This window comes from Herbidospora mongoliensis (genome assembly GCF_001570545.1).
Classification (GTDB): Bacteria; Actinomycetota; Actinomycetes; order Streptosporangiales; family Streptosporangiaceae; genus Herbidospora; species Herbidospora mongoliensis.
Genome location: NZ_BBXD01000012.1, coordinates 1 through 26,634, shown reverse-complemented (window position 1 = coordinate 26,634; position 26,634 = coordinate 1). Strand labels below are relative to the sequence as shown.

Genomic DNA, 26,634 nt, shown 5'->3' with positions numbered 1-26,634 from the left:
CCCCCACGCCGACCCCCACTCCCACCCCGACGCCGACCCCCACGCCGACGCCGACGCCCACGCCCCAGCCGGGCGGCGCCTGCTCCGCCACCTACACCATCTCCAGTTTCTGGCCGGGCGCCTTCCAGGGTTCGGTGACGGTCAAGGCCGGCAACGCGGCCATCCAGGGCTGGACGGTCAAGTGGACATTCGCCAACGGCCAGACGATCAGCCAGATCTGGGGTGCCTCACAAACCACCTCAGGTTCAGCGATCACGGCCACACCGGTGGACTACAACCGCAACCTGGCCGCGAACGCCACAGCCACGTTCGGCTTCCTGGCCAGCCAGTCGGGCACCAACTCGGTCCCGACCCTGACCTGCACCTCTCCGTGACCCGGAGTGATCTGAAGTGACCTGAGAAGGCCCGGAGCTCTGACCGCTCCGGGCCTTCTCTCACATCTCTTCTTCCGTTACGGCTCCGCCTACGTCGGCACCGCCCGCCGCCGCCGATCCTCGCCGCAACCGACGCCGACCGGCCGCGCCGGCCCAGCGCCGCGACGCCTAAGCCGTCAGCTCGGCCGCCCTCGCGCGCGCCCAGGCGTCAGCCGCCAGGACCTCTTCGATCGACTCGGCCCGGCCGACCTCGTGTTCGGCGACCACCGCGGCCACCGTGTCGACGATGCCCAGGAACGGCAGCGTCCCCTTCTGGAACGCCGCCACGCACACCTCGTTGGCCGCGTTGTAAACCGCGGGGGCCGTGCCTCCCTGCTCCCCCACGTGACGGGCCAGCGGCACCGACGGGAACGCCTCCACGTCGAGCGGCTCGAACGTCCACGTGTGCGCGCGGGTCCAGTCGACCGGCGACGACACGTCAGGGAAGCGGCCGGGGTGGCTCAAAGCCAGCGCGATCGGCAGTCGCATGTCGGGCGGGCTCGCCTGCGCGACCGTCGACCCGTCGACGAACTCGACCATCGAGTGGATCACCGACTGCGGGTGGACGACCACCTCGATCCGGTCGAACCCGATGTCGAACAGCAGATGCGCCTCGATGACCTCGAGCCCCTTGTTCACCAGGGTCGCCGAGTTGATCGTGATGACCGGCCCCATGTTCCAGGTCGGATGGTTCAGCGCCATCTCGGGCGTCACGTCGGCCAGATCGGCCCGCCGCCGTCCCCGGAACGGGCCGCCGCTCGCGGTGACGACCAGCTTGCGCACGGCCTCCGGACGGTAGCCGGTGGGACCGGCCGCCCACAGGCACTGCGCCAGCGCCGAGTGCTCGGAGTCGACCGGCAGGATCTGGCCGGGCTTCGCCAGCCGCTTCACCAGTGGGCCGCCGATGATCAGCGACTCCTTGTTGGCGAGCGCCAGCGTCGTGCCCGCCTTCAACGTCTCCAGGGTCGAGGTCAGCCCGAGGGCCCCGGTGATCCCGTTGAGGACGATGTCGCATGATCGTCCGGCCAGTTCGGCCACCCCGTCGGGGCCGACCAGCACCTCGGGCGCGAGCCCCAGCACGGCGAGCGCCTCGCGGAGCGCGGGCAGCGCGGCGGGATCGGCGACGGCCACGGTGGGCGCGCCGGTCTCGGCGGCCTGCCGGGCCAGCAGGTCGGGACGGCCCCCGCCGGCGGCCAGCCCGGCCACCCGGAAACCGTTGCGGGCGATGACGTCGAGAGCCTGGGTGCCGATGGAGCCCGTCGAGCCGAGCACGGTGATCGAGCGCGGGAGGAGATTCACCGCACCATTGTGCGCCACGTGACGGTACGCGTGAGCCCAGGGTTATTCCAGGTTATCTATGCCCTTTTCCAGCTATATCCGTATGTACATAAAGGAGAAAGAGGGACACCGGGGTCGCTAATTTCGCCCGTCAGGACATCCGTCACCGGAGGTACGCATGCAAGGCTCGGCGCCCCGCCGCCTGACCCGTTTGGCCCCCTTAGTCACCGTCCCGATCGTGGCCGCGCTGCTGCCCGCGACGGCCGCCCCCGCCGTCGCCCAGGGCGCGGAGCCGAAGCCCGTCGTCGTCGCGGCGGCCGACAGCAAGAGCGAGCAGCGCGCCGTGGAGAACTTCTGGACCGAGGCCAAGATGGAGGCCGCCAAGCCGCTCGACGCCCCGTCGGCCTCCGCGCAGCGGTTCGCCAGTGGCGCCGCCGCCTTCCTCGACCTGCCCGACGCCAAGCCCGCCTCGGTCAAGCCGACCCTGACCGCCGACGCCGCCGCCGGGGACTCCGCCGCCGCCTCGGCCACCTCCGACGGCTCCCCCTGGAACGGCGGCGGGGCGATCGAGCGGACCTCGGGCCGCGTGTTCTTCACCGTCGCGTCCGGGAAGAACGCCTCGTGCTCGGGCAACGCCGTGACGAGCGCCAACAAGAGCGTGGTCATCACCGCAGGTCACTGCGTCAGACTGGCTGGAGCGTTCCACAAGAACTGGGCCTTCGTGCCCGGCTACGACAACGGCAAGCGCCCCTATGGCACCTGGGTGGCCACCAGCCTGCTCACCACGCCGCAGTGGAGCCGCAGCGAGGACATGAACCACGACGTCGCGGCGGCCGTCGTGGCCCCGCTCGACGGCGAATACCTGACCGACGTCGTCGGCGGCCAGGGAATCGCCTTCAACCAGCCCCGTGGCCGCCAGATGTACGCCTTCGGCTTCCCGGCGGCGGCGCCGTACAACGGCTCGCGGCTCACCTACTGCAGCGGACGGGTGTTCGACGACTTCCTGCTGTCGGAGGACATCGGCCTGGACTGCGACATGACCGGCGGCTCCTCGGGCGGCCCCTGGTTCTCCAACTTCAACGAGAAGACCGGCGCCGGCCTGCTGAACTCGGTGAACAGCTTCAAGTACAACTTCGCCAGCTTCTGGATGTTCGGTCCTTACTTCGGCGGCGAGGCCCAGGCGCTCTACAACACGGCCCAGCGAACCTCGCTCACCTGATTTACCAAAAGTAGTCATCTGCACACTCTGCGTGGTCCAGAATCTGGGGCCATGACCCCCGTCCTGACCGTGTTGACGCTTGCCCTCGCCGTCTTGAACCCGGCCCCCGTACCGCCGCCGCCTGATGTCGTCCATCACCTGGCGGCGGCCGTACCGGCCGATTACTGGACGCCGCAGCGGATGGCGAAGGCCCTGCCCATCGGGCTCCTTGAAGTGGTGAGGAAACTCACCTCCGGCGTCGGCCCGAACAAGGGCCCGGAGCGGCGCAAGCAGGCGGCGCCGGCGAAGATGCGCCGGGCGGCGCCGACGTCCTCGGCGCGGTGGCAGTTGGGTGGCCTGGTGGGGCGGGCCGCCGGACGGGTCTTCCTGACCATGGACGGCGTCGACTTCGTCTGCTCGGCCGGGTCGGTCAGGTCGGCCAACCGCGACGTGGTGGTCACGGCAGGTCACTGCGTCAAGGACGGCACCGGCGCGTGGGCCCGCAACTGGGTGTTCGTGCCCGGCTACGACGAGGGCGCCCGCCCGCTGGGCACCTTCTCGGCCCGCCGCATGTTCGTCGCCGGGCCCTGGTCGAGGGCCGCCGACGACAGCTACGACGTGGGCATGGTCGCGCTGAACCAGCAGCTGGGCCGCCACGTCAACGACGCGGCGGGCGCGATGGAGATCGGTTTCGGGGTGAAGCGGGGCCAGCAGACCCATGGTTTCGGCTACCCGGCAGACCCGCCCTACGACGGCGAGCGCCTCATGTACTGCGCGGGCTCGGCCAAGCCCGACCCCCACAGTCAGACCCACGACCAGGGGCTCCGGTGTGATCTGACGGCGGGGGCGAGCGGCGGGCCGTGGCTTTCCGGTTTCGACGCGGCCACGGGGCGCGGCACGGTGACGTCGGTCAGCAGTTTCAAGTACAGCGACGACAACTCGATGATGTACGGCCCCTACTTCGGCAGCGCCGCCAAGCAGGTGTTCGACATGGCCGAGAAGGCCTAATACCTGAACTCGTCGCCCTCTTCGGAGAGGTCCTCGTCGACGATGTCGGCCGCCTTGCGGACGATCAGGGGGTCGGGGGTGCCGACGATCGTCTTGTCCTTGTCCTCGTAGTCGAACAGACTCAGCACGTAACGCATCGCCTCGACGCGGCCGCGCTTCTTGTCGTTGGACTTGATGACGGTCCAGGGGGCGTCGTCGGTGTCGGTGCTGATGAACATGCGCTCCTTGGAATGGGTGTACTCGTCCCACTTGTCCAGGGAGGCGATGTCCATCGGGGAGAGTTTCCACTGGCGCACCGGATCGACCTGCCGGATCACGAACCGGGTGCGCTGCTCGGCGCGCGACACGGAGAACCAGAGTTTCACCAGCTTGATGCCGTCGCGGACGAGCAGCTGCTCGACCATCGGGGCCTGGACCATGAACTCCTCGTACTGGTCGTCGGTGCAGAAGCCCATGACCCGTTCGACCCCGGCGCGGTTGTACCAGGACCGGTCGAACATGACGATCTCACCGGCGGCCGGCATGTGGCTGATGTAGCGCTGGAAGTACCACGAGCTGCGTTCGCGCTCGCTGGGCTTCTCCAGTGCGACCACGGTGGCCCCTCGGGGGTTGAGGTGCTCCATGAAGCGCTTGATCGTGCCGCCCTTGCCGGCGGCGTCGCGACCTTCGAACAGGATGACCAGGCGGCCACCGGTGTCCTTCAGCCAATATTGGAGTTTGAGCAGTTCGATCTGGAGCAGCCGCTTGTCCCGCTCGTAACTGGGCCGCTCGAGACGCTGGTTGTAGGGGTAGTGCTCCCGCCAGGTGTCAACCGGGCTGCCGTCGGAGCGCAGCAGCACCGGATCGTCGTCGCCGTCTTCGTCATTGACCCACAGTCCCGGGGTCCGGCCCAGGAGGTCCACGACATCATCCGCCTTCATGGCCTGAGACTTCACCTCTCTAGAGGTCCTGAAGCCCTTATGCCCGTTTTGTCACCCAGAATTCGTCAGAGCGACAGACCGGTAAGGACCATGACCTTCTCGTACGTGTAATCGGCCATCGCCGAGCGCAGCCCCTCCCTGCCCACGCCGGAGTCCTTCACGCCCCCGTAGGGCATCTGGTCCGCCCGGTACGACGGAACGTCGCCGATGATCACGCCGCCCACCTCCAGCTCCCGGTTGGCCCGGAACGCCAGGTCGAGGCTGCGGGTGAAGACGCCCGCCTGGAGGCCGTAGGCCGAGTCGTTGGCCTCGGCGAACGCCGCGTCGGGCCCGGCCACCCGGGAGATGACGAGGACCGGCCCGAAGACCTCCTCGCGGACGACCTTGGCGTCCTTGCGGACGTCGACGAGCACCGTCGGGGCGAAGGTGGCGCCGTCGCGGGTGCCGCCCGCCAGGACCTTGGCGCCCGCCGCGACCGCCTCGGTCACCCAGGCCTCGACGCGCTCCGCCGCCTCGACCGAGACCATCGGCCCGACCTGGGTCTTCTCGTCGGCGGGGTCACCGGTGACCAGGGCGCCGACTGCCTCGACGAGTTTGCCCTCGAAGGCGTCTGCGACACTCTCGTCGACGATGACCCGCTGGACGGCGATGCAGCTCTGCCCGGCCTGGTAGTTGGAGAACAGCGCGATCCTGGTGGCGGCCCAGTCGAGGTCGGCGTCGGCCAGCACCAGGGCCGCCGCGTTGCCGCCGAGTTCCAGGGTCACGTGCTTGCGGGGGACCTGATCCATGATCGCGTACCCGACCGGGCCTGAGCCGGTGAAGGACACAACGGGCAGGCGCGGGTCCTGGACCAGCGCGGACGCCCGCTCGTTGGGCACCGGCAGGATCGAGAACATGCCCTCGGGCAGGTCGGTCTCGGCCAGGATCTCACCGAGGACCAGCGCCGACAGCGGCGTCTTGGGGGCCGGCTTGACGATCACCGGGGCGCCCACCGCGATGGCCGGGGCGACCTTGTGGGCGACCAGGTTGAGCGGGAAGTTGAAGGGCGAGATCGCGAGAACCGGGCCTCGCGGCACCCGGGACACATAAGCCATACGGCCGTTCGCGGCGGCCTCGGTGTCGAGCCGCACCACCTCGCCGCTGGACCGGCGGGTCTCCTCGGCGGCGAACCGGAAGGTGGAGATCGCCCGGTTCACCTCTCCCCTGGCCCAGAAGATCGGCTTGCCGTTCTCCGCGCTGATCAGCTTGGCGATCTCGTCGGCCCGCTCGGCGAGCCGCCGGGACACGTGGGCGAGAGCGTCGGCCCGTACGTGGATCGGCAGCGCCGCGGCCTCGCGCGCCACGGCGTGGGCGGCGGCCACGGCCTCCTCGACCTGATCGCTCGACGGCACCGAGGTGACGCCGACGGTCCGACCGTCGTGTGAGTTGGTGACGGTCAGCTCGGCCTCTCCCGTCGCGGGACGGCCGGCGATCCAGAAAGGCATGGCTTCGGTCATAGATCCGACGCTATGCCACTATCGTGTGACGGGCCTTACTCCGCATCGCACAATCGGCCGCAAGCACCTGGCCATTGCGGACAAGTGTCCGTTGTCAAAGGCCATGTCACGGTTGCGCCGCAATTTCAGGATGTTTTCCATTGCGAGGCGGTTTGAAGACTGAGTGGCGTGGTTAAGTCAAGGTTCGGGTCCGATGCGAGGACCCCTTGATGAGAAGGGCTCGTCGCTCATGGCCACGCCGGTCCCGCTCGGTTTGCAGGGCGCATACGCTCTGGGCCAGCGGAGTACCTACGACGAGTTGCGCACCAAACTTCTCGACGTCGCCAGCGAGTTGCTGATCTCCGCCGGCCCCGAAAGCCTGACCGTGCGGCGGATCGCCGCCGAGGCCGGTTGCGCCACCACCGTCATCTACACGATGTTCGGCAGCAAAGAGGGTCTCGCCGAAGCCCTCTACCTTGAGGGGTTCGAGCGCTTCCAGCGCCGCCTGGCCGCCGTGCCGCAGCGCACCGACTCGTTCGAATACCTCCAGTCGCTCTGCCCCGCCTACCGCGAGGCAGCCCTGGCCGAACCGGGCTACTACAGCCTGATGTTCGAGCGCGCCATCCCGGGCTTCGTCCCGTCAGAACGGGCCCGCACCCTCGCCCGCGCCGCGCTCAACCTGTTCGACCGCGTGATCGCCGACTGCATCTCGGCGGGCTACCTGACCCCGACCCAGCCCAGGCGCATCGCCGACGCCCTCTGGGCCGCCGCCCAGGGCGCCATTTCTCTGGAACGTGCCGGTCATCTGCCCGACGCCCAGACCTACACCCTGGTCACCAACGCCGTGATCAACCAGTTCCTGGTGAACCGGGAACACTGAGCGCGATCCACAGCTCGGCTCGCGCCGCGGGGTCGTCGAGGTCACGTCCCAGCAGGTCAGCCGTCTTCTTCATGCGGTAACGCAAGGTGTGCCGGTGCACGCCCAGGAGCTGCGCGGCGGCGTCCCAATGACCGTTGCAGGCGAGGTAGGCCCGGAGGGATTCCCGCAGGTCACCGCGTTGCTCGTCGAGAGGGGCGAGCAGGACCTCCGCGTAGGCGCGGACCGCGCCCGAATCGAGCAGGTCCAGCAGCCCCTGACCCGCCAGGTCGGCGAAATTCAGTTTTCCCCGCCCCGCCCGATAGGCCCTGACCGCCTGGTCGACGGCGGTCGCGACGCACGTCAGCGGGCCGGGGAGGCTGATCCCCACCGGTTCGTCGAGGGCGTCCCGCAATTGCGGCACTTCCGATTCGGCGCAGATCACGATGGTCACGTCGCCGTAGGGCGAGTGGAAGGCCCGGAGAGGGCCGCTCTCGGCCACGGCCAGGGCCACCACCGGGTCGTCGGGCAGGGTCACGCCCACGTCGGCGAGGACGTCGCGGGCCGTGCCGGTCTCGCCCGCGATCAGCAGGCGCAGCGCCGCCGAGCGCAGCCGCTCGGGCGCGGTGCCCTGTTCCAGGGCCAGGGTCAGCAGCGAGGCGGCCGCGTTGACGATCGTGTGGCCGATCGGGGTGAACGGCTGACCCGCGCCGACGGCGAAGAAGCCGCGTCCGCCGAGGGGCTGGACCACCACGTTCTCCTCCGGCCCGGCCAGCGCGACCGCCGCCGCGCCGCTCTTGAGCCGGGCGAACTCGCCGCGCAACCCGGCCGCGCGTTCGCCCGCCTCGGGCGGAGCGGCGTGCCGGACCGTGCCGGCCTCGTCGAGCAGCACCACCCAGCCGCCGATCTCCCTGGCCAGCCGGTCGGCCACCGCCGCCGCGCCGTCGCCCCTCAGGGCGGCCCTGGTGAGGCGTCCCTGGGCCTCGAAGGCGTAGCTGATCTGCTCGTAGTGCTCGGCGGCCAGCAGGTCACTGACGGCCTTCCCGATGGCGATGAAGGGGGTCTCCTGGGCCACCTCGACCAGCGGCAGCCCCGCTTCGGAGGCGGCGCGTACCAGTTCCTCGGGCACCCGCGCGTGGCTGAGGCCGACGCCGAAGCCGAGGCCCGCGACGCCTCGGTGCACGAGCCGGTTGATGTACGGACGCCACGAGGCCGTCCGCATCCCGGTGGTGAGCACCAGTTCGCCGCCTTCGAGGAACGGCGTCGGGTCTTCGAGTTCGCTCACGGCGACCCAGCGCACCGGGCGGTCGAGCGCGCCCGCACCGACCAGGACCCGGAGCCCGGCCATCGTGGTGATCCTGCGCAAGGACGGCGCCACCGATCGGCCCCCTTGTCGTCCGCCTGTTTATCCAACCTGGCACGTGGCGAACCCCGATTCTGCCACGCCGGAGCATCGAGACTTCGCACCGGGGCACGTACCGTCGACGGTATGACCACTGCCACCCAGGGCGGCCCCGGGCTCCCGCAGGAGCGCCGCCTCGTCACCGAGATCCCCGGCCCCAAGTCGCGGGAGATGTTCGCCCGCAAGCAGTCGGCGGTGCCCGCCGGCGTGGGCACCACGCTGCCGGTCTTCGTGACGAAGGCCGGTGGCGGCGTGCTGGTCGACGCCGACGGCAACTCCCTGATCGACTTCGGCTCCGGCATCGCCGTCACCAACGTCGGCAACGCCGCCCCGAAGGTGGTCGAGCGGGTCCAGAAGCAGGTCGCCGACTTCACCCACACCTGCTTCATGATCACGCCGTACGAGTCCTACGTGGCCGTCTGCGAGAAGCTCAACGCGATCACGCCGGGCGACCACGAGAAGCGCACGTTCCTGGTCAACAGCGGCGCCGAGGCCGTGGAGAACGCCGTCAAGGTGGCCCGCGCGGCGACCGGCCGCCAGGCGGTGGTCGCGTTCGACCACGGCTACCACGGCCGCACCCTGCTGACGATGACCCTGACGGCCAAGAACATGCCCTACAAGCAGGGCTTCGGTCCTTACGCCCCCGAGGTCTACCGGATGCCGCTGGCGTATGAGTACCGGTGGCCGGGCGAGAACTGCGCCGAAGAGGCCGCCGCGCAGGCCATCGACATGATCACCAAACAGATCGGTGCCGATAACGTCGCCGCGGTGGTCATCGAGCCGATCGCCGGTGAGGGCGGCTTCATCGTGCCGGCGCGCGGGTTCCTGCCGCGCATCGCCGAGTTCTGCAAGGCCAACGGGATCGTGTTCATCGCCGACGAGATCCAGACCGGCTTCGCCCGCACCGGCCAGATGTTCGCCTGCGAGGACGAGGGCATCGTGCCCGACATCATCACCACGGCCAAGGGCATCGCGGGCGGACTCCCCCTGGCCGCCGTGACAGGCAGGGCCGACCTGATGGACGCCGTACACGCCGGTGGCCTGGGCGGCACCTACGGCGGCAACCCGGTGGCGTGCGAGGCGGCCCTGGGCGTGCTGGAGACGATCGAGGAGGAGGGCCTGGTCGACCGGGCCCGCGCGATCGGCGACGTGATGCTGCCGCGCCTGCGCGCCCTCCAGGAGCGCTTCGGGATCATCGGGGACGTACGCGGCCGAGGCGCCATGACGGCGATCGAGCTGGTCGTACCGGGGACGAAGGACCCGAACCCGGCCGCCGCCGCTGAAATCGCCAAGCGGTGCCACGCCGAGGGGCTGGTCGTGCTGACCGCCGGAACCTACGGCAATGTGCTCCGGTTCCTCCCGCCGTTGGTGATTCCGGACCACCTGCTCGATGAGGGCTTGAACATCCTTGAGAAAGTAGTCAGCGAGGTGTGATCCACCGCAAAACGGGCACCCGGCTTGTCGCCGGGTGCCCGTTTTGTTGTTGTACGCCCAGGCGGATGCCAGTCATTTAACCCTGACTTGGCATCGCGCTAGTCGATCACGCCAGGTAGTCGCGTTATAACGGTTCCGACACATGACCGAGGAGGCGGACAGGTTTGCTGACGTTCGACCCGGCAGGTCTCACATCCGTCCAGCGTGACGGCGACGCCTGTGTGGTCTGCCACAAGAAATGGCCCCGCCCCCGCGTCCGAGTCGGCCGATTGCCCGACGACACCACCGTCCACGCCTGTGACGAGTGCGCGGAAGCCCTGCTCCCGGTAGCGCCGAGACGCGGCGAGCGACAGCTCACTGCTCGCGGAGCGCCCAAGGAGAGCCGTAGTCGGTGAGCAGGTCGAGGAACGGCACCGCGTCGAACGCCTCGGGGCCGAGCACGCCCTTGCCCTTCCAGACCCCGTTGGCCAGCAGTTCCAGCGCGACGACCGGGTGCACCGCGGTCTGCCAGACGACCGCCTGGCAGCCGTACTCACGCATCGACCACTCGTTGTCGACCACGTGGTAGAGGTATACCTCACGGGGCCGGCCGTCCTTGCCGATGCCCTTGACCCAGGTTCCGGCGCAGGTCTTGCCGCGCATGCGGTCGCCCAGGGTCGAGGGGTCGGGCAGTGAGGCGGCCACGACGTCGCGGGGCGAGACGTCCAGGCCCTTCACCTTGACCATGCCGGACGAGTCGAGGCCGAGCTTGCGCAGGGTCTTCAGCACCTGGATGAACTCGTTGCCGAGCCCGTATTTGAAGGTGACCTTGCGGGCGTCGACCCACCTGGGCACCAGCAGCACCTCTTCGTGCTCGACGTTCACGCACTCGACCGGCCCGATACCCTCGGGGAAGTCGAACATCTCGGGCTCGCTGAACGGCTCGGTGGTGTGCCAGTCGCCGTCCTCCCAGATGATCGGGGGGTTCAGGCACTCCTCGATGGTCGTCCAGATGGAGAAGGTGGGCGCGAAATCGTAGCCGTCGACGGTCAGGTTGGAACCGTCGCGGATGCCGATCTCGTCGATCCGCTCGAACAGGTGGTCGGCGGCGTAGCGGGCGAACACGTCGGCGAGACCGGGCTCGACGCCCATGCCGACGAGCGCCAGCATGTCGCGCTCCTCCCACTGGCTCGCCAGGGCGAACTGCTCGTCGCCGAGCTTCACCCCGGGCACCTCGAAGGGCCGCTGGGGGTGCCGGACGCTGAGCGACATGGCCATGTCGACATAGGTCGCGCCGGCGTTCAGCGCGGCGGTGAACAGGTGCATGTCGAAGCGCGGGTCGACGGCGTTGAACAGCACGTCGCACTCGTGGGCCCGCAGGGCCGCCTCGACCTCGGCCGCGTCGGACGCGTCGAGCCCGATGGCCGAGAAGCGGGGGTCTTCAACCCGGGCACATGCGGAAACGGCCCGGTTGATGTCGTAGTCGGCAACGACGATGTGGTCATAGAAACTGCGCCGCGAAGCGATGGCCACCATGGCCGAACCCACGCCACCAGCGCCAACAAGGAGGATCCGCATGGAAAGCAGGCTAACAGCTGACTGGTCGACCATTCAATAAGATGGCCAAATCCGACTGGTCCACCAATCAGTGAAACTGGAAGACCGCTCCCCTGGACACCATGGAAGAGCCGCACTCACCTGCCCCGAAATCGAGGTCTCACCCTCTTCGAGGAGAACGGCGGGGCTACTCCTCCTTGAGGGCGTCCCAGGCTTTGATCCACTCCTCGTAGGCCGTGCAGGACCCGTCTTCGCCGCCGCAGTCCTTGGCGGGGAAGGTGGCGAAGATCACGCCCTTGCTCAGGTGCTCGTCGCACAGCGTCTGGATGCGGTCCTGCTTGGCGGCCTCGTCGGGCGGCGCGTCCTTTTCAGCGATCTTGTACGTGCACGCCTTCGGGTTCGCCGGCGCGGTGCCCGTCCACCAGGCGACCTCCCGCTGGACGTCGGGCCGCAGCGACCACTCCAGCCAGCTCTCGGCGCACTCGGGGTGGGCGGCGCGGGCAGAGACCATCCACGACATGACCCAGCCGGTGGCCGGACCCTCGGCCCGGCTCACGTCGACCCCCGCGCCCGCCATGCCGCCCAGCACGTAGGGCGTGGCCTGGGCCATCGAGGCGCCGCCCGCGAACCCCTCGATCACCTGGATCGGGTCGCGCCAGTAGGACCGGCCGTCCTTCTTCTTCTCCAGCAGCGCCACGGCCTCGCCGAGCTGCTCGGTGCTGAGCTGGTAGGGGTTGTCGAAACCGAGCGACAGAGCGGCGTCGGCGATGGTCAGCGGGGTGTCGCGGAGCAGCACGGGGTCGTCGGACTCGAAGATCGAGCCCTTCGCGCCGTCTCTCACGGCCACGACGGTGGTGTCCCAGACATAGGGCACGCCGTGGTCGCCGACCAGCTCGCGCGCCCACTTCGGCAGCGCCGAATATCCGTCGACCTCACCGGTGTCGACCCGGGCCGCGCCCTGCTCGGCGACCAGCTTCCCGGCCAGGTCGGGCCCGGCGGCCACCACGTCGAAGGTGTCGACGTTGACGGGGTTGCCGGCGACGTACTCCCACGGCCGGTAGGTGACCCGGCAGCCGGTCGCGCGCTCGAACGGCGCGACCCAGTTGACCTTCCGGTCGTTGCCGCCCCACTCGACGAAGCCACGGGGCGCCAGGACGGTGAGGGCACCCTCACCCTTACCGCTGGCGGCAGGCGACGGAGACGGCGACGCCGAGCGGCTCGCCGACGGCGTGGCGGATGAAGAGGAGGACGGCGAAGCCGACGGTGTGGGCGCGGAGACGACCCTCTGGCCGCAACCGGCCAGCAGGAGGACAGCGGCCCCGGCGAGGGCCGTGGCTCGCGCGGTGAGACTGCCCCGAAGAAGACGACGCGACGCCAACGATCCTCCACGGCCTGGAACCGGACTCCCCGGAAGCCTACTCGCAGGTCCTAGGACCAATATCCGAGTGAGTTCTGTCGGTGGGCATCCGTAGAGTCGAGGCATGAGCTCCACCCCCTCCCGGGCACCTGGCGACACCCGCGACACACCACTTGACCGAACCTCCGCAGGGTCCCCCGCATGACCGCGGCCCCCTCCCAGGCTCCCGGCTACGCCCCAGACGCGACATCCGACCGAACCCCGAGACCGATCTGTCTCCGGGCGTTCCGCATGAGCGCGACCGGCGTCCCCGTTCCCGGCGGCACAGCACCGAGCGCGATCCGCCGGCATTCCTCCACAAGGTGGGCCTCATGAGCGCGGCCGTCTCCCCCGCTCCTGGCGTCACCGAAGATCCGCCGCTCGGCCGCGCCGCCGTCGCCGTCATCGCGCTGGCCTGTCTCGGCCAGTTCATGGTGGTGCTCGACGTCTCCATCGTGAACGTCGCGCTTCCGTCGATGCGGGCCGATCTGGGCTTCACCGAGACCGGCCTGCAGTGGGTGGTCAACGCCTACGCGCTGACCTTCGCGGGTCTGATGCTGCTCGGCGGCCGGGCCGCCGACCTGTTCGGGCGCAAGCGCGTCTTCCTGACCGGCGTAGCGGTGTTCGCGGCGGCCAGCCTGCTGGGCGGGATGGCGACCGACCCCGGGCTGCTGATCGCGGCGCGGGTCCTGCAGGGTGTCGGCGCGGCCGTGCTGGCCCCGACCACCCTCACGATTTTGACCACGACGTTCACCGAAGGGCCGCGCCGCACCGCCGCCATCTCCGCCTGGAACGCCGTCGGCGCGGCCGGTGGCGCGGCGGGCGGCATCCTCGGCGGCACCCTGACCGAGCTGCTGTCCTGGCGCTGGACGCTGCTGATCAACGTGCCGATCGGGCTGGCCATCGTGGTCATGGGCCTGCGGGTGATCGCCCGCGACCGGCCCGAGGGCTCGGCCAGGCTCGACCTGCCCGGCGCGGTGCTGGTCACCGGGGCGCTGACGGCCATCGCCTACGGCACGGTCGAGACCCACGAACACGGCTGGGGATCGCCCGTCGCGCTGGTGCCGCTCCTGTTGGGCGTGCTGGGGCTGGGGCTGTTCGTGCTGGTCGAGTCGAAGACGGCGAGCCCGCTGGTGCCGTTGCGGCTGCTCACGCAGCGCACGGTGGCCGGGACCACGATCATCCAGGTCCTGTCCGGCGGGATCTTCTTCGCGATGTGGTACTTCCTGTCGCTCTACCTGCAGGGCGAGCTCGGCTACTCCCCGCTGGAGGCCGGCCTCGGTTTCCTCCCCCACGCGGTGACGCTGATCGCGACCGGGCGCGGGGCACCCTGGCTGCTGCGCCGGATGACCCCGCGCACACTGCTGGTCGGCGCGACCGTCGTCGCCATCGCCGGGATGCTGCTGCAGGCGGCCATGCTCGACGGCTACGTCCTGGGCGTCATGATCCCGGGCATCCTGATGTGCGCGGGCGCCGGGCTGGCGTTCACCCCGCTGGTCGTGCTCGCGACCAACGGCGTGGCCCGATCGGAGTCGGGCCTGGTCTCCGGCGTGCTGGGGGCCTCACGGCAGGTGGGCGGCTCGCTCGGGCTGGCTGGCCTGGCCACCGTCGCGGCCACCTTCGCCACCCCGACCGCGGGCTACAGCGCGGTCTTCCTGGTCGGCGCTGGGCTGATGGCCCTCACCATCGTCGTCGCGCTGGTGTTCCTGGCCGGGAAGCCCGCGAAAGAACCCGTGCTGACGCCCTAGAAGAACGTGTGCGACAACCCAAGCCGGTAGCCCTCGGAGGAGACTCCGAGGGCTACCGCTCCGGGCTTGCGCCGAACCAACCCGACGCGGTCGGATGAGGCGGCGGGCCGCCCGCTCCGGGCTTACGCCGAATCAGATCGACGCGGTCGAATGAGGCTGCGGGCCGTCCGCTTAGGCGTTCGTCGGGAAGCCCAGGTTGACGCCGCCGTGGGAGGGGTCGAGCCAGCGGGAGGTGACGACCTTCCCTCGGGTGTAGAAGTGGACGCCCTCGATGCCGTGCACGTGGGTGTCGCCGAAGAGGCTGGCCTTCCAGCCGCCGAAGCTGTAAAAGGCCATCGGCACCGGGATCGGCACGTTCACGCCGACCATGCCCACCTCGACCTCGTTCTGGAACCGCCGGGCCGCGCCGCCGTCGTTGGTGAAGATGGCGGTGCCGTTGCCGTATTCGCTCTCGTTGATCAAGGTCAGGCCCTCCTCGTAGGAGGACACGCGCACCACCGACAGCACGGGGCCGAAGATCTCCTCGCGGTGGGTGCGGGAGCCGGGGGGCACGTGGTCGACGACGGTGGGGCCGAGCCAGAAGCCGTCGCCGCCGGGGAGGTTCTCCCGGCCGTCCACGACGATCTTGCCTTCGCCCAGGTCCAGGTAGGAGGCGACCTTGTCGCGGTGGACCTTGGTGACCAGCGCGCCCATCTCGGACGACGGGTCGTCACCGGGGCCCACCTTGATCTTCCGGGCGCGTGCGGCGATCTTCTCGACGAGTTCGTCGCCGATCGGGTCGACCGCGAGCACGACCGAGATGGCCATGCAGCGTTCGCCCGCCGAGCCGAAGCCCGCCGAGACGGCCGAGTCGGCGACCAGGTCGAGGTCGGCGTCCGGGAGGACCAGCATGTGGTTCTTGGCGCCGCCCAGGGCCTGGACGCGCTTACCGCGCGCGGTGCCGGTCTCGTAGACGTACCGGGCGATGGGGGTGGAGCCGACGAAGCTGACGGCCTTCACGTCGGGGTGTTCCAGCAGCCGGTCGACGGCGACCTTGTCGCCCTGGACCACGTTGAAGACGCCGTCCGGGAGGCCCGCCCGCTTCCACAGGTCGGCCATCAGGAGGGCGGCCGAGGGGTCGCGTTCCGACGGCTTCAGGATGAACGTGTTGCCGCAGGCGACGGCGACCGGGAACATCCACATCGGCACCATGGCCGGGAAGTTGAACGGGGTGATCCCGGCGACGACGCCGAGCGGCTGCCGGATGGAGAACGAGTCGACGTTGGTCGAGACGTTCTCCGAGAAGCCGCCCTTGAGCAGGTGCGGGATGCCGCAGGCGAACTCGACGACCTCCAGGCCGCGCGCGACCTCACCGAGGGCGTCGGAGTGGACCTTGCCGTGTTCGGCCGAGATCAGGGCGGCGAGGGCGTCGCGGTTGGCGTACAGAAGCTCCCGGAATTTGAAGAGCACGTGGGCGCGCTTGACCAGCGAGGCGTCCCGCCAGGCGGGGAACGCGGCCTTCGCGGCGGCCACGGCGGCGTCGACGTCTTCGGCGGAGGCCAGCGCCACCTGGGCGCTCACCGAACCGGTCGCCGGGTTGAAGACGTCGCCGGATCGCTCGGAGTCGTGCGGAGCTCCGCCGATCCAGTGGGTGATGCGCTTCACGGTCTCAGTCATGGCTTCTCCAGTGCGATCACGACGGCGCCCAGTCTGATCACGGGCTCTCCGGCGCCGTCCCGGTCGGCCCCTAGGCCGATCACAGCTTCTCCGAGGCGGTCCCGACAGCATCCGGCACCGGATACCGCCCTCCCGAAGTGGTCCTGACGGCGGCCGGCGCCGGTCTCAGCCTCTCCGGACCGGTCGCGATGGCGAGCGACACCGGTCACAGGTTCTCCAGTGCGGTCACGATGATGCCCAGGCCCTCGCGGGCCTCTTCCTCGGTCAGCGTGAGGGGCGGGGCCATGCGGATCGTGTGGCCGTAGAGGCCGCCCTTGCCTGCCAGCAGGCCGAGCTTCTTGGTCTCCTCCATGAACTTCGCGGCCAGCTCCGGGGACGGGGTGCCGTCGGGGTTGACCAGTTCGACGGCGAACATCAGGCCCTTGCCGCGGACGTCGCCGACGACCGGCAGGCGGGGGGCGGCCTCGCGGAGGCCGTCGATGATGATCGCGCCGGTCTTCGCCGCGTTGGCCTGGAGGTCGTGGTCGAGCACGTAGTCGAGGGTGGCGTTGGCGGCGGCCATGGAGACCGGGTTGCCGCCGAAGGTGGCCAGGCCGACGGCGTGGAGCTGGTCCATCAGGTCGCCGCGCGCGACGACGCCGCCGACGGCGAAGCCGTTGCCGAGACCCTTGGCGAAGGTCATCATGTCGGGCGTCACGCCGTGGTTCTGGATGCCGAAGAACGCCGATCCGGTGCGGCCCCAGCCCGTCTGCACCTCATCGGAGATGAACAGGATCCCCTGCTCGCTGAGCACTTCCTGGTAGGCGCGGAACAGGCCGTCGGGGGCCATGGTGAAGCCGCCGACGCCCTGGATCGGCTCGGCGATGATCGCCGCGACGTCGCCACCGACCGCGGTGACCAGGACGTGCTTGAGGTCCTCGACGCAGGCCGCGATGTACTGCTCGTCGGTCATGCCGCGGAACTGGGACAGGTGCCGGTCGGCGCCGTGCAGGAAGTGCACGTTCAGCGGGGAGAGCGAGTTGTTCTTCCACGACCGGTTGGAGGTGACCGCGACCGTGCCGAAGGAGCGGCCGTGGTAGCTCTGGCGCATGGCCAGGATCTGATCGGTCTTGCGGGCGTAGGTGGCCAGCAGCAGGGCGGTCTCGTTGGCCTCGGTGCCGGAGTTGGTGAAGAAGACCTTGGCGTCGGGGATGCCCGACAGACGGGCGATCTTCTCGGCGAGCTCGACCTGGCCGCGCAGCAGGTAGACGGTCGAGGTGTGCACGACCCCGGTGGCGATCTGGCGCTCCACGGCGTCGCGGACCTCGGCGACGTCGTAGCCGATCATGTTCGTCAGGATCCCGGCGAAGAAGTCGAGGTAGGACTTCCCGCTCGCGTCCACGACGCGGTTGCCCTTCCCACCGACGATCTCGATGGGCTCGTTGTAGTAGAGGGCCAGCCAGTTGGGCATCACCGCGCGGTGGCGGGCAAGAAGGTCCGACATGCCTTGAGTATCCCGGCTCATAGGTTCGGGCCATACCCACATCATGTCGGACCATCCACACTTTCCCTTACACAGTGACTTCCTCGCGAACGGGCGCTCGCCGCGGCAGGACGGCAAGGGCCACCAGCGCCGCGAGCAGCGAGAACCCCGCACCCACCCACGACCCGATCGACATCGCCGACAGGAACGACTCCTTGCCGGCCTGCACCAGGTCGGCGGCGCCGCTCGCCAGTGCTCCGGTGATCGACTCCCGCACCGCTTCCGGTGCGCTCTCCGGCATCGCCGCCGTGTACGCCGCCGCCAGCACGCTCCCCAGCACCGCGATCGACAGGGCGGCCCCGACCTGCTGCACGGTGTCGTTGAGCGCCGAACCGACCCCGGCGTGCTCGGGCGGCACCGCGCCCATCAGGGTCGCGTAGGCCGCCGGACCCGCGAGCCCGCCGCCCACGCCCATGACGATCAGGCAGGCGATGAGGAAGCCGTACCCGTCGGTGACGTCGAGCGTGGACAACAGGCCGAAGGCGGCGGCGAGCACGGCCAGGCCCGTCGCGATCAGGGTCCGGTTGGACACCTTCTTGCCCAGAGCCGCCCCGACGCCGCTGAAGACGAAAGAGGCCAGCACGTAGGGCACCAGGGCGAGGCCGGCCTGGAGGGGTTCGTACCCGAGGACGAACTGCAGATACTGCGTGAGGGCCAGCATGAGCGCGCCCGCGCCGAAGGAGAGCAGCACGATCGAGAACGACGCCCCGGAGAACGCGCGGTTCCGGAACAGCTCCAGCGGCAGCAGCGGGTGCTTCGCCCGGCGCTCCCACAGCACGAACCCGCCGATCGACAAGACCGCGACCGCCGTCATGAGCGGGTTGAAGCCGTCCTGCGGCAGCATGATCACGACCCAGACGGCCGAGCTCAGCCCGGTGATCGAGAGCACCACACCGACCGGGTCGAAGCCCCGGGGCTCCCCCTTCGACTCGGGCATCAGCAGGATCGCGGCGATGATCGCCAGGATCGCGATGGGGACGTTGAGCAGGAAGACCGAGCCCCAGTAGTAGTTGTGGAGCAGAAATCCGCCCAGGGTCGGCCCGGCGATCACGCCGACGCCGGCGACCGCGCTCCAGACCGCGATGGCGGTGCGGCGTTCGTCCTCGTCGAAGACCGTGATGAGGATCGACAGGGTCGACGGCATCATGAACGAGCCGCCCACCCCCATGAGCACCCGGGCCCCGATGAGGTGCCATGGCTCGGTCGCGAGCATGGCCAGGGCGGAGGCCACCCCGAAGATCACCAGGCCGAAGACCAGGGCCCTGCGGCGGCCGTAGCGGTCGGACAGCGATCCGGCGGTGAGCAGCAGACCGGCGAAGACCAGGATGTAGCCGTCGATGATCCACTGGACGTCGGCGGGCGTCGCGCCGAGGTCGCGCATGAGCGCCGGGATGGCCAGGTTCAGCACGGTGCCGTCCACCACGAGGACCAGCAGGGAGAGACAGAGGGCGACGAGAATCCACCAGCGCCGGGGGTCTCGTACAGCGTTCGAGGTCACTCGCACACTGTACGACAATCGTCGAACAGTGTGCGAGAGATTTACTGTGGAGGGATGCCGGAACAGCGCTTCACCAGCGTGTGGACGCGGGAGTCCAAGCCCCGCCGTGCGCAGCAGGGCCTCAGCCGCGAGCAGATCGTGCGGGCGACGATCGAACTGCTCGACGCCGAGGGCATGGAAGCGCTCAGCATGCGCAAACTCGGCGCGAAGCTCGGCGCCGGGGCCACCAGCCTCTACTGGCACGTCGCCAACAAGAACGAACTGCTCGAACTGGCCATGGACGAGGTCTTCGGCGCGGTCCGCATCCCCGACTCGGAGAACTGGCGGGAGGTCGTCAGCAACGTGGCCTGGGGGCTGCGCGTCGCGATCATGGCCCACCCCTGGTTCACCTTCGTGCTGGGCTCGCTCCCCGCGCTCGGCCCCAACGCCCTGAACTGCTCGGCCGTGCTCTGCGCCGCCCTGTCGCGCGCGGGTTTCCAGGGGCACGACGTCGACTACGCGGGGGCGGCGGTGCTGTCGTACACGATCGGTGCGACCGCGCCCGAGGCGGCCTACACCTCCGCGCTAAAGAGCAGAGGCATCACCATGGAACAGGCCAACCGGGATCTCGCCCCGGCGGTCGAGCAGGCCGTCCGGGCCCACCCCGAGATCCACGCCCGCTTCCAGCAGGCCGTCGACAGCACGATCGATCCGATCGCCCACCGGCAGCTGTCGTTCGACTTCGGGCTGGTCGCCATGCTCGACGGCCTGGCCGCGCGACTCCCCCGAAGTGCAGATATGCCAGCAAACCACCTGACAAACTGACACATTGAACGACTAGTCTCGCTGGCATGCTCCCCACCGTCGCGGACGTGCTCTCCCTCGACACGGTCCGGCGCGGCGACCCCACCGTGGTGGCGGGCGCCGACCGGCTGAACGGCCGGGTCCGCTGGGTGCACGTGGGTGAGATCACCGACATCGCGCCCCTGCTGCGCGGCGGCGAACTGGTGCTCACCACGGGCGTGGCCCTGCCGGCCGAGGCCGACAAACTGGCCGACTACGTGGCCGACCTGGCCCAGGTCGGCGCGTCCGGTCTGGTCGTCGAACTGGGCCGCCGGTTCGTCAGCGAACTTCCCGCCGCAGTGATCAAGTCGGCCGAAGACCACGGGCTGCCGCTGATCACGCTGGCCCGTGAGACGCCGTTCGTGCAGATCACCGAGTCCGTCCACAACATGATCATCGACTCGCAGATCCAGGAGCTGCGCGCCTCCGAGCAGCTCCACGAGATCTTCACCGAGCTGTCGGTCGAGGGCGCCTCCCCCGCCGAGGTGCTCGCCCAGGTCGCCCGCTTCTCCGGCCGCCCGGTCATGCTGGAGAACCTGGCCCACCAGGTGCTCGCCTGCGACTCGGCCGGACAGGACGTCGGCGCTCTGCTCGCGAGCTGGGAGACCCGCTCCCGGGCCGTCTCCCCCGAGGGCCGCACCGCCTACGACGAGGCGGCCGGCTGGCTGGTCACCGTGGTCGGCGCGCGCGGCCAGGACTGGGGCCGGCTGATCCTGCTCGCCGACCGGGCTCCCGGGCCGCGTGACATCGTGCTGGCCGAACGGGCCGCGACCACCCTCGCTCTCGGACGTCTCCTCGAACGCCACCAGCTCTCCCTGGAGCGCCAGGCCCACGGCACGATCCTCACCGGCATCCTCACCCACGCCTACTCCGACCCCGAGGAGGCCGCCGCCCGCGCCCGCGCGGTGGGCGTGCCGCTGACCGGCCGCAAGCTGGTCAGCATCGCGATCAGACCGACCACGCCCGGCGACGGCACCTTCGACGAGCAGGTCCGGCTCGCCGACCTGGCCGACCTCACCGCCGCCGCCTGCCGCGACGCCCGCCTCCCCGCCCTGGTGGGCGCGCTCGACCAGAGCCACGTCGGGGTGCTGCTCCCGCTGCCGCCCCGGATGAGCGCGGAGGCCGCGCTCACGACGCTGGCCGAGCGGCTCCGCGCCGCCGGGGCCGTCCTCGCCGCCGGTTCGACGGTCGACTCCCTCCGTGATGTACGCCGCAGCTTCCTGGAAGCCGAGCAGGTCGCCGACGTGGCCGTCCGCCAGCCCGACGGCCGCCCCTACTACCGGCTGCCCGACCTGCGCCTGCGGGGCCTGCTCCAGCTCCTGCGCGACGACGCCCGGCTGCAGACCTTCGCCGAGCGGGAACTCGGCGCGCTGCTGGCCCACGACGCCCAGCGCAACTCCGACCTGACCCGCATCCTGCGCATCTACCTGGAGGCCGGCCGCAACAAGGCGGTCGCCGCCCAGCGCGCCCACCTGTCCCGGCCGGCCTTCTACGACCGCCTGCGCCGCCTGGAGCGGGTCCTGTCGACCGACCTCGACGACGTCGAGTCGTGCCTGTCGCTGCACGTGGCGCTGCTGGCGCTGGAGTCGTTCCGGCGGGAGAACCGATGAGGGCGCGTGACCACGGCATCGTGATCGGCTCTCTGGAGCCGGGCGCGTCGAATGCGATCACCGACGTCCCGGGTGTGCGGGTCGGGCACACCACGCTCATCTCCGGCGAGTCGGTCCGGACCGGCGTGACGGTGATCGTCCCGCACGACGGCGAGCCCTTCGCGGAGCCGGTGTTCGCCGGATACCACTGGCTCAACGGCAACGGCGAACTGACCGGCATGGCGTACCTGCGCGAGCTGGGCATGCTCGCCTCCCCGATCGGCCTGACCAGCACCGGATCGGTCGGCGTGGTGCGCGACGCGCTGGCGGCGCTCGACCCCGGCGGCCAGGGCTGGTCGCTTCCCGTGGTCGGCGAGACCTGGGACGGTTCCCTGAATGACATCACCGGCCGCCACGTGACCGCCGAGCACGTCGCCCAGGCCTTCTCCGCCGCCTCCGGAGGGGCCGTTGCGGAGGGCTCGGTCGGCGGCGGCACCGGGATGATCTGCCACGGCTTCAAGGGCGGCGTCGGCACCGCCTCCCGCGTCGTCGACGGCCTGACGGTCGGGGTGCTGGTGCAGGCCAACCACGGCCACCGCGACCGGCTCACCGTGAACGGCGTCAACGTGGGCCGTTCCCTCGGGGTTTCGGGGGTTCCCCATGAGGGCGCCGGGTCGATCATCGGCACCGTGGCCACCGACGCCCCGCTGCTCCCCCACCAGTGCACCCGGCTGGCCCGGCGCGCCGCGCTGGGCGTCGGCCGGACCGGCGGCGCGGGCGAGAACTCCAGCGGCGACGGTTTCCTCTGCTTCGCCACGGGCAACCGGAACCTGCCACGGAACGTGCTGGACGCGGTCACCCCGAAGACCTATCCGGTCACCGTCATGGCCGACGACCACCTCGACCCGCTCTACCACGCCGTCATCGAGGCCACCGAGGAGGCGATCGTCAACGCGCTCGTGGCCGCCGACACGATGACGGGTTTTCGGGGTCTGACCGTCGAGGGTCTCGACGGCGCCAGGTTGGCGTACCTACTGGCCGGGGTGTAAGTCCGCCGCCCCGCGACAAGGCGAGATAGGACTCGTTTGCTCCAGGTGTAAAACCTGCCCCACCCAACGAATCGGGCATTCCGGGTTCACCCTCCGAGACGTGATTGTCTCGGAACGTGACGATAACCGAGTCAGAGACAGCGCCACGCGCCTTCCCCGCCCCCGACCACCGCGCCATCGCCCGCGCCCTGTCGGCCCGCTTCCCCCACTGGAGCATCTGGTACGGCTCCGCCACCGGCCACTACTGGGGCCTGCGCCGATTCGACGACGGACGGATCGGTTTCATCGAGGCGCTCTCCCCGCAGGAGTTCGTCCGTCAGGCAACCACCGGGTATTGACCAGGCAGAATATCCATTTCGGCCGAGAATTCTCATGCTGATTGGCGTGTTTCCCCCCCTAAAAGCGCCAATCTCGCCACGATGGTCCCTCACGACCACTATTGGGGAGAGACCATATGAGAGGCCGTCTGACCGTCGCAATTGCCGCAACGGCAACCCTTTTGCCCGTTTTGCCGGTTTTTGCTGACAGCCAGAAGACCACGGCACTGCCGTCGTCGAGTTTTCCGCTGGGCGTGCCCGCGATTGCGAAGACGACATCGAAGATGGTCGTCCCTGGCATCGAGTACATCACCCTCCGGCATGGCTCCAACAAGGACGGATACACCGTCACTGTGGTCGTCGCCGGGAAAGACGCGTATACGCAGCGCACGGCCGAGAACCAGGCCCTGGCCGCGCAGTCGGCCGGGTTCGAGCCGGTGATCGTCAAGTTCACCCGCCCCGCCATCGCCGACTTCCCCGCCCAGGACTACTGGATGGTACGGATCGGCCAATGGCCCCTCAGCCAGGCGAAAGAGGCCGACAAGGTCGTCAAGGAGCTCAAGAAGGCAGGGGTCAGCGCCAAGACCGACTACACGGGCGACGACGGCTTCGTCACCTCCGGCCCGTGGTCGATGAAGATCCTCATGGTCGACCCGAAGAGCTTCCGGGGCAGCTTCGCCGCCAGCCTCGGCAAGAAGACCGCCGTCCGGGAACGCGTCACCGACATGGCCAAGGGCTCCGGCGCGATCGCCGGCGTCAACGGAGGCTTCTTCGACATCCACACCGGGGCCGCCTACCGGGGCGACCCCACCGGCATCTCGGTCGTCGGCGGCAAACTGCTGAGCGAGGCCGTCGAGGGCCGTACCGGCGTGGTGCTGAAGGGCCGCACCGCCCGCATCACCGAACTGAAGTCGTCGGTCACCGTGGCCGCCGGTGGCGCCCAGGCCCCCGTGGCCGGGGTCAACCGGGTCGCCAAGGACGGCGAACTCGTCCTCTACACCGAGGAGTTCGGCGCCAGCACCCCGAAGGTCGGCGCCACCGAGGTCGTCATCGACGCGAACGGCGTCGTCCAGGCGATGCGCTCGCCCGGCGCCAAGATCATGAAGGGCATGCGGGTCCTGCAGGGCGCGGGCACGGCCGCCGACTGGCTGGCCGCCTACGCCCAGGAGGGCGGCACCGTCCAGATCAAGACGACCGTCACCGACCTGCGCAGGAAGCGGACCGTTCCGCTCACACCCGACACCCACATCGTCGGCGGCGGCGTGGGCCTGGTGAAGAACGGCAAGACCTGGATCACCGCCTCGACCGACGGCATGGCCAACCTCAACATGATCGTCCGTCGCCACCCCCGCACCCTCGCGGGCGTGACGAAGAACGGCAAACTGATCCTGGCCGTCGTCGACGGGCGCTCCCCCGGCCAGACGGTCGGCGCCTCCTTCCACGAGGCGGCCAGCGTCATGCGCTGGCTGGGCGCCCGGGACGCCATCAACCTCGACGGCGGCGGCTCCAGCGCCATGGTCATCAAGGGCAAGGTCGTCAACAAGCCCTCGGACGGCGCGGAGCGCGCCGTCGGCGACGCGTTGCTGATCAGGCCGTAGTACGCAGTTTGGCGATCATGTCGTCATCGCAGGTCGCCCAGAACTGACCGACGACGTCTTCGAGGTGGTCGAACGAGGCCGCCTCGAAGAGGACGTCCTGATACTTCGTGATGTCGTAGGCGGTCGTGCCCATGGCCGTCACGTCGAGGGGCCGGATGTCCATCCCGCGGAACTCCTCGATCTCGCCGTACGAGCTGAGGATCCCGGCCCCATAGGCCTTGAGCTCCTGGTTCTCCCTCATCACCCCGAACTCGAGGGTGAACCAGAAGACCTTGGACACGAACTCCAACGCCTCTTGCGTCTCGACCCTTTGCGCGGCTTCCCCGGCGAGCCGGTAGAGCGCCGCGAAGCGGTCGGAGGCGAGCGTGTTGCCGTGCCCGATGACCTCGTGGATGACGTCAGGCTCAGGGGTGTAGAACGGCACCGAGTGATGCCGGATGTACTGCGTCGAGTGGAAGTAGGAGTCCGCCAGCACCCCGTAGAACTCCCGCAGCGGCACCAGCCCCGCGGCCGGCAGGTAGCGGAACCCGGTGAGCGGCTTCAGCAGCTCGCTGACCTCTTCGAGCTGGGGGATCCGATCCTTCGGCAGCCCGAGAGCCTCGGCGGCGTCGAGGAACTGCGTGATGGCGTACTTCTGGTGCTTGACGGCCAGCTCCCGCGTGACGAGAGTCCAGACCTCGTGCTCCTCGTCGGTGTACTCGGCGTGCGGGATAGGTTCCCCGCGCGTGTAACCCACGGCGTGCCCGGCGATGGCGTTACGCCGCGCCCGATATACGGGGTCGGCAAACCCCGGATGGCTCTTCGCGAGCTCAACGGTGACGGACCCGTCCTCGTTGGCCGCGACAGGAGCGAAGTACTGCGCTTCCTCGAACATCTACAAATGACAACAAACCAGAGCGCACAATAGCAAGTATGCGCAGGTCAACCTAGACAATCCGGCCAGCCTCGACGTATCGAAGCCTGGCAGACTGTACAGATTGCCCCGTACGCGACCGACCACGTTTGGCGGCCCTTCCTCTCGGGCCGGCTCGGCGATACCCGACGACGACACCGGGGTCGGCTGGTCTGGCCAGGGGGAGGCTCGTCTGGCCCTGCCATCTGGTCGGAGCGGATCCACCGTGTTGCTCTACGGGCACTGACACCGACGGGTCTGGCCCAGAGCGGGGTGCTCAGGGCCGGTTAACGGCAACGAAAGCCCCAGCTGATATGCCCGGACTCCTCGAGAAGACACGGAGCCGGCCATCACACAGCGACCCAGGAAACGACGAATGCCCGGTCTAGAGAGCGTTAAGGGCTTGGGTTACGGGCTTGTGGTGGTCTGGGAGAGCTGACCGCGACTGGTTGCGGGGTTATGCAGGTGGGATGAGGTATCCCGACAGTGGCGGGCTGACCGCCGAGCAGCGTGTGAAGCGGGAAGTGGTGCGGTTACGGGCGGCCGACCGGTTCGCCGAAGGCGCCACCGACGCACAGGTGGCGCGGGAGTTCCGGGTGTCGCGAATGTCGGCCAACCGGTGGCGGCACGCCTTTGAGTCCGCCGGCCGTGAAGGACTGCTGTCCAAGGGGCCGGGCGGGGAGGTCTGCCGGCTCGACCCGGACCAGGTGGCGGAGCTGGAGACAGCGCTGGAGGCCGGACCGGCCGTGCACGGGTGGGACGATCAGTGCTGGACGTTGTCCCGGATCGCCGAGGTGGTGCGCCGCCGATTCGGGGTCGGCTACACCCCGGCCGGGATCTGGTACCTGCTGCGGCGGGCGGGATGGTCCTGGCAGGCGCCCTCCCGCAGGGCGGCCGAACGCGATGAACAGGCCATTGCCGCCTGGAAGGACGAGCAGTGGCCGATCATAAAAGGACCGCGACCCGGTTGGGGGCCTGGCTCTGCTTCGAAGACGAGGCGGCCCAGACCTTGAGATCACCCAAGGGC

General features: G+C 69.5%; 22 protein-coding genes. 12 read left to right on the top strand and 10 right to left on the bottom strand.

What is annotated here, in order from left to right; all coding sequences use genetic code 11:
- The coding region (locus tag AW272_RS14980) for a cellulose binding domain-containing protein (protein WP_174551820.1) at nucleotides 1-374 on the top strand (374 nt) is incomplete at its 5' end.
- A 168-nt stretch (nucleotides 375-542) separates the two neighbouring features.
- Here the strand turns inward: AW272_RS14980 and dxr are convergent.
- Nucleotides 543-1,712, bottom strand: coding sequence for a 1-deoxy-D-xylulose-5-phosphate reductoisomerase (dxr, locus tag AW272_RS14975; protein ID WP_157518566.1), 1,170 nt, complete (start codon nucleotides 1,710-1,712; stop codon nucleotides 543-545).
- A 157-nt stretch (nucleotides 1,713-1,869) separates the two neighbouring features.
- On the opposite strand from dxr, the gene AW272_RS14970 reads away from it, so the two are divergent.
- Nucleotides 1,870-2,910 carry a trypsin-like serine peptidase gene (locus tag AW272_RS14970; protein ID WP_066364811.1) on the top strand — a complete coding sequence of 347 codons (1,041 nt, stop codon included), beginning with the start codon at nucleotides 1,870-1,872 and terminating at the stop codon, nucleotides 2,908-2,910.
- Between the two features lie 51 nt (nucleotides 2,911-2,961).
- Nucleotides 2,962-3,897 (top strand): trypsin-like serine peptidase, encoded by a 936-nt coding sequence (locus tag AW272_RS14965; RefSeq protein ID WP_066364810.1) that lies wholly within the window; start codon nucleotides 2,962-2,964, stop codon nucleotides 3,895-3,897.
- Here the strand turns inward: AW272_RS14965 and ppk2 are convergent.
- On the bottom strand, nucleotides 3,894-4,817 hold the full coding sequence (gene ppk2, locus AW272_RS14960; protein WP_066364807.1) for a polyphosphate kinase 2: 924 nt from the start codon (nucleotides 4,815-4,817) through the stop codon (nucleotides 3,894-3,896). The two genes, AW272_RS14965 and ppk2, sit on opposite strands and share 4 nt — an antisense overlap.
- A 65-nt stretch (nucleotides 4,818-4,882) precedes the next feature.
- Nucleotides 4,883-6,313, bottom strand: a complete 1,431-nt coding sequence (locus AW272_RS14955) for an aldehyde dehydrogenase family protein (RefSeq protein WP_066364805.1) — start codon at nucleotides 6,311-6,313, stop codon at nucleotides 4,883-4,885.
- A 193-nt stretch (nucleotides 6,314-6,506) separates the two neighbouring features.
- On the opposite strand from AW272_RS14955, the gene AW272_RS14950 reads away from it, so the two are divergent.
- Complete coding sequence (locus AW272_RS14950; RefSeq protein WP_245657550.1) at nucleotides 6,507-7,172, top strand: TetR/AcrR family transcriptional regulator; 666 nt, start codon at nucleotides 6,507-6,509, stop codon at nucleotides 7,170-7,172.
- Here AW272_RS14950 and AW272_RS14945 read toward each other — a convergent pair.
- Nucleotides 7,141-8,526, bottom strand: coding sequence for a PucR family transcriptional regulator (locus AW272_RS14945; protein ID WP_066364802.1), 1,386 nt, complete (start codon nucleotides 8,524-8,526; stop codon nucleotides 7,141-7,143). The genes AW272_RS14950 and AW272_RS14945 overlap by 32 nt on opposite strands.
- A gap of 111 nt (nucleotides 8,527-8,637) precedes the next feature.
- Here AW272_RS14945 and gabT point away from each other — a divergent pair, with 111 nt between their 5' ends.
- Nucleotides 8,638-9,984 carry a 4-aminobutyrate--2-oxoglutarate transaminase gene (gabT, locus tag AW272_RS14940; RefSeq protein ID WP_066364801.1) on the top strand — a complete coding sequence of 449 codons (1,347 nt, stop codon included), beginning with the start codon at nucleotides 8,638-8,640 and terminating at the stop codon, nucleotides 9,982-9,984.
- Nucleotides 9,985-10,338: 354 nt separating this feature from the next.
- On the opposite strand, the gene AW272_RS14935 is transcribed toward gabT, so the two are convergent.
- Nucleotides 10,339-11,541: a saccharopine dehydrogenase family protein gene (locus AW272_RS14935; RefSeq protein ID WP_066364800.1), complete on the bottom strand. Its 1,203-nt coding sequence runs from the start codon at nucleotides 11,539-11,541 to the stop codon at nucleotides 10,339-10,341.
- Nucleotides 11,542-11,707: 166 nt separating this feature from the next.
- Nucleotides 11,708-12,898 (bottom strand): type 2 periplasmic-binding domain-containing protein, encoded by a 1,191-nt coding sequence (locus AW272_RS14930; RefSeq protein ID WP_066364799.1) that lies wholly within the window; start codon nucleotides 12,896-12,898, stop codon nucleotides 11,708-11,710.
- A gap of 350 nt (nucleotides 12,899-13,248) precedes the next feature.
- Between AW272_RS14930 and AW272_RS14925 the strand changes: the two genes are divergently transcribed.
- On the top strand, nucleotides 13,249-14,664 hold the full coding sequence (locus AW272_RS14925) for an MFS transporter (RefSeq protein WP_066364797.1): 1,416 nt from the start codon (nucleotides 13,249-13,251) through the stop codon (nucleotides 14,662-14,664).
- Nucleotides 14,665-14,835: 171 nt separating this feature from the next.
- Here AW272_RS14925 and AW272_RS14920 read toward each other — a convergent pair whose 3' ends face one another.
- The 3 genes from AW272_RS14920 to AW272_RS14910 form a co-directional block, all read right to left on the bottom strand.
- Complete coding sequence (locus tag AW272_RS14920; RefSeq protein ID WP_066364792.1) at nucleotides 14,836-16,320, bottom strand: CoA-acylating methylmalonate-semialdehyde dehydrogenase; 1,485 nt, start codon at nucleotides 16,318-16,320, stop codon at nucleotides 14,836-14,838.
- 205 nt (nucleotides 16,321-16,525) lie between these two features.
- A complete protein-coding gene (locus tag AW272_RS14915; RefSeq protein WP_066364791.1) occupies nucleotides 16,526-17,803 on the bottom strand; it encodes an aspartate aminotransferase family protein in 1,278 nt (425 codons plus the stop codon).
- 67 nt (nucleotides 17,804-17,870) lie between these two features.
- Nucleotides 17,871-19,340, bottom strand: a complete 1,470-nt coding sequence (locus tag AW272_RS14910) for an MFS transporter (protein ID WP_066364790.1) — start codon at nucleotides 19,338-19,340, stop codon at nucleotides 17,871-17,873.
- A 54-nt stretch (nucleotides 19,341-19,394) separates the two neighbouring features.
- On the opposite strand from AW272_RS14910, the gene AW272_RS14905 reads away from it, so the two are divergent.
- The 5 genes from AW272_RS14905 (at nucleotide 19,395) to AW272_RS14885 (ending at nucleotide 24,715) form a co-directional block, all read left to right on the top strand.
- Nucleotides 19,395-20,144, top strand: a complete 750-nt coding sequence (locus AW272_RS14905; protein ID WP_066364789.1) for a TetR/AcrR family transcriptional regulator C-terminal domain-containing protein — start codon at nucleotides 19,395-19,397, stop codon at nucleotides 20,142-20,144.
- A gap of 26 nt (nucleotides 20,145-20,170) precedes the next feature.
- Nucleotides 20,171-21,772: a PucR family transcriptional regulator gene (locus tag AW272_RS14900; RefSeq protein WP_066364788.1), complete on the top strand. Its 1,602-nt coding sequence runs from the start codon at nucleotides 20,171-20,173 to the stop codon at nucleotides 21,770-21,772.
- A complete protein-coding gene (locus tag AW272_RS14895; protein ID WP_066364784.1) occupies nucleotides 21,769-22,800 on the top strand; it encodes a DmpA family aminopeptidase in 1,032 nt (343 codons plus the stop codon). The genes AW272_RS14900 and AW272_RS14895 overlap by 4 nt, the downstream gene beginning before the upstream one ends.
- Before the next feature lie 116 nt (nucleotides 22,801-22,916).
- A complete protein-coding gene (locus AW272_RS14890) occupies nucleotides 22,917-23,138 on the top strand; it encodes a hypothetical protein (protein ID WP_066364783.1) in 222 nt (73 codons plus the stop codon).
- A 263-nt stretch (nucleotides 23,139-23,401) separates the two neighbouring features.
- Nucleotides 23,402-24,715: a phosphodiester glycosidase family protein gene (locus tag AW272_RS14885; protein WP_245657549.1), complete on the top strand. Its 1,314-nt coding sequence runs from the start codon at nucleotides 23,402-23,404 to the stop codon at nucleotides 24,713-24,715.
- Here the strand turns inward: AW272_RS14885 and AW272_RS14880 are convergent.
- Entirely contained in the window at nucleotides 24,705-25,589 is an 885-nt protein-coding gene (locus tag AW272_RS14880; RefSeq protein WP_066364781.1) for a phenylalanine 4-monooxygenase, read from the bottom strand. The two genes, AW272_RS14885 and AW272_RS14880, sit on opposite strands and share 11 nt — an antisense overlap.
- Before the next feature lie 488 nt (nucleotides 25,590-26,077).
- Here AW272_RS14880 and AW272_RS14875 point away from each other — a divergent pair, with 488 nt between their 5' ends.
- On the top strand, nucleotides 26,078-26,620 hold the full coding sequence (locus tag AW272_RS14875; protein ID WP_066362461.1) for a winged helix-turn-helix domain-containing protein: 543 nt from the start codon (nucleotides 26,078-26,080) through the stop codon (nucleotides 26,618-26,620).
- Nucleotides 26,621-26,634 lie beyond the last annotated feature (14 nt).

Coding starts and splice junctions, on each gene's coding strand:
- AW272_RS14920 (WP_066364792.1), bottom strand. CDS start 16,320: ATGACTGAGACCGTGAAGCGCATCACCCACTGGATCGGCGGAGCTCCG.
- AW272_RS14880 (WP_066364781.1), bottom strand. CDS start 25,589: ATGTTCGAGGAAGCGCAGTACTTCGCTCCTGTCGCGGCCAACGAGGAC.
- gabT (WP_066364801.1), top strand. CDS start 8,638: ATGACCACTGCCACCCAGGGCGGCCCCGGGCTCCCGCAGGAGCGCCGC.
- AW272_RS14970 (WP_066364811.1), top strand. CDS start 1,870: ATGCAAGGCTCGGCGCCCCGCCGCCTGACCCGTTTGGCCCCCTTAGTC.
- AW272_RS14965 (WP_066364810.1), top strand. CDS start 2,962: ATGACCCCCGTCCTGACCGTGTTGACGCTTGCCCTCGCCGTCTTGAAC.
- AW272_RS14895 (WP_066364784.1), top strand. CDS start 21,769: ATGAGGGCGCGTGACCACGGCATCGTGATCGGCTCTCTGGAGCCGGGC.
- AW272_RS14935 (WP_066364800.1), bottom strand. CDS start 11,541: ATGCGGATCCTCCTTGTTGGCGCTGGTGGCGTGGGTTCGGCCATGGTG.
- AW272_RS14900 (WP_066364788.1), top strand. CDS start 20,171: ATGCTCCCCACCGTCGCGGACGTGCTCTCCCTCGACACGGTCCGGCGC.
- ppk2 (WP_066364807.1), bottom strand. CDS start 4,817: ATGAAGGCGGATGATGTCGTGGACCTCCTGGGCCGGACCCCGGGACTG.
- AW272_RS14875 (WP_066362461.1), top strand. CDS start 26,078: ATGAGGTATCCCGACAGTGGCGGGCTGACCGCCGAGCAGCGTGTGAAG.
- AW272_RS14885 (WP_245657549.1), top strand. CDS start 23,402: ATGGTCGTCCCTGGCATCGAGTACATCACCCTCCGGCATGGCTCCAAC.
- AW272_RS14905 (WP_066364789.1), top strand. CDS start 19,395: ATGCCGGAACAGCGCTTCACCAGCGTGTGGACGCGGGAGTCCAAGCCC.
- AW272_RS14955 (WP_066364805.1), bottom strand. CDS start 6,313: ATGACCGAAGCCATGCCTTTCTGGATCGCCGGCCGTCCCGCGACGGGA.
- AW272_RS14950 (WP_245657550.1), top strand. CDS start 6,507: ATGCGAGGACCCCTTGATGAGAAGGGCTCGTCGCTCATGGCCACGCCG.
- AW272_RS14925 (WP_066364797.1), top strand. CDS start 13,249: ATGAGCGCGGCCGTCTCCCCCGCTCCTGGCGTCACCGAAGATCCGCCG.
- AW272_RS14915 (WP_066364791.1), bottom strand. CDS start 17,803: ATGTCGGACCTTCTTGCCCGCCACCGCGCGGTGATGCCCAACTGGCTG.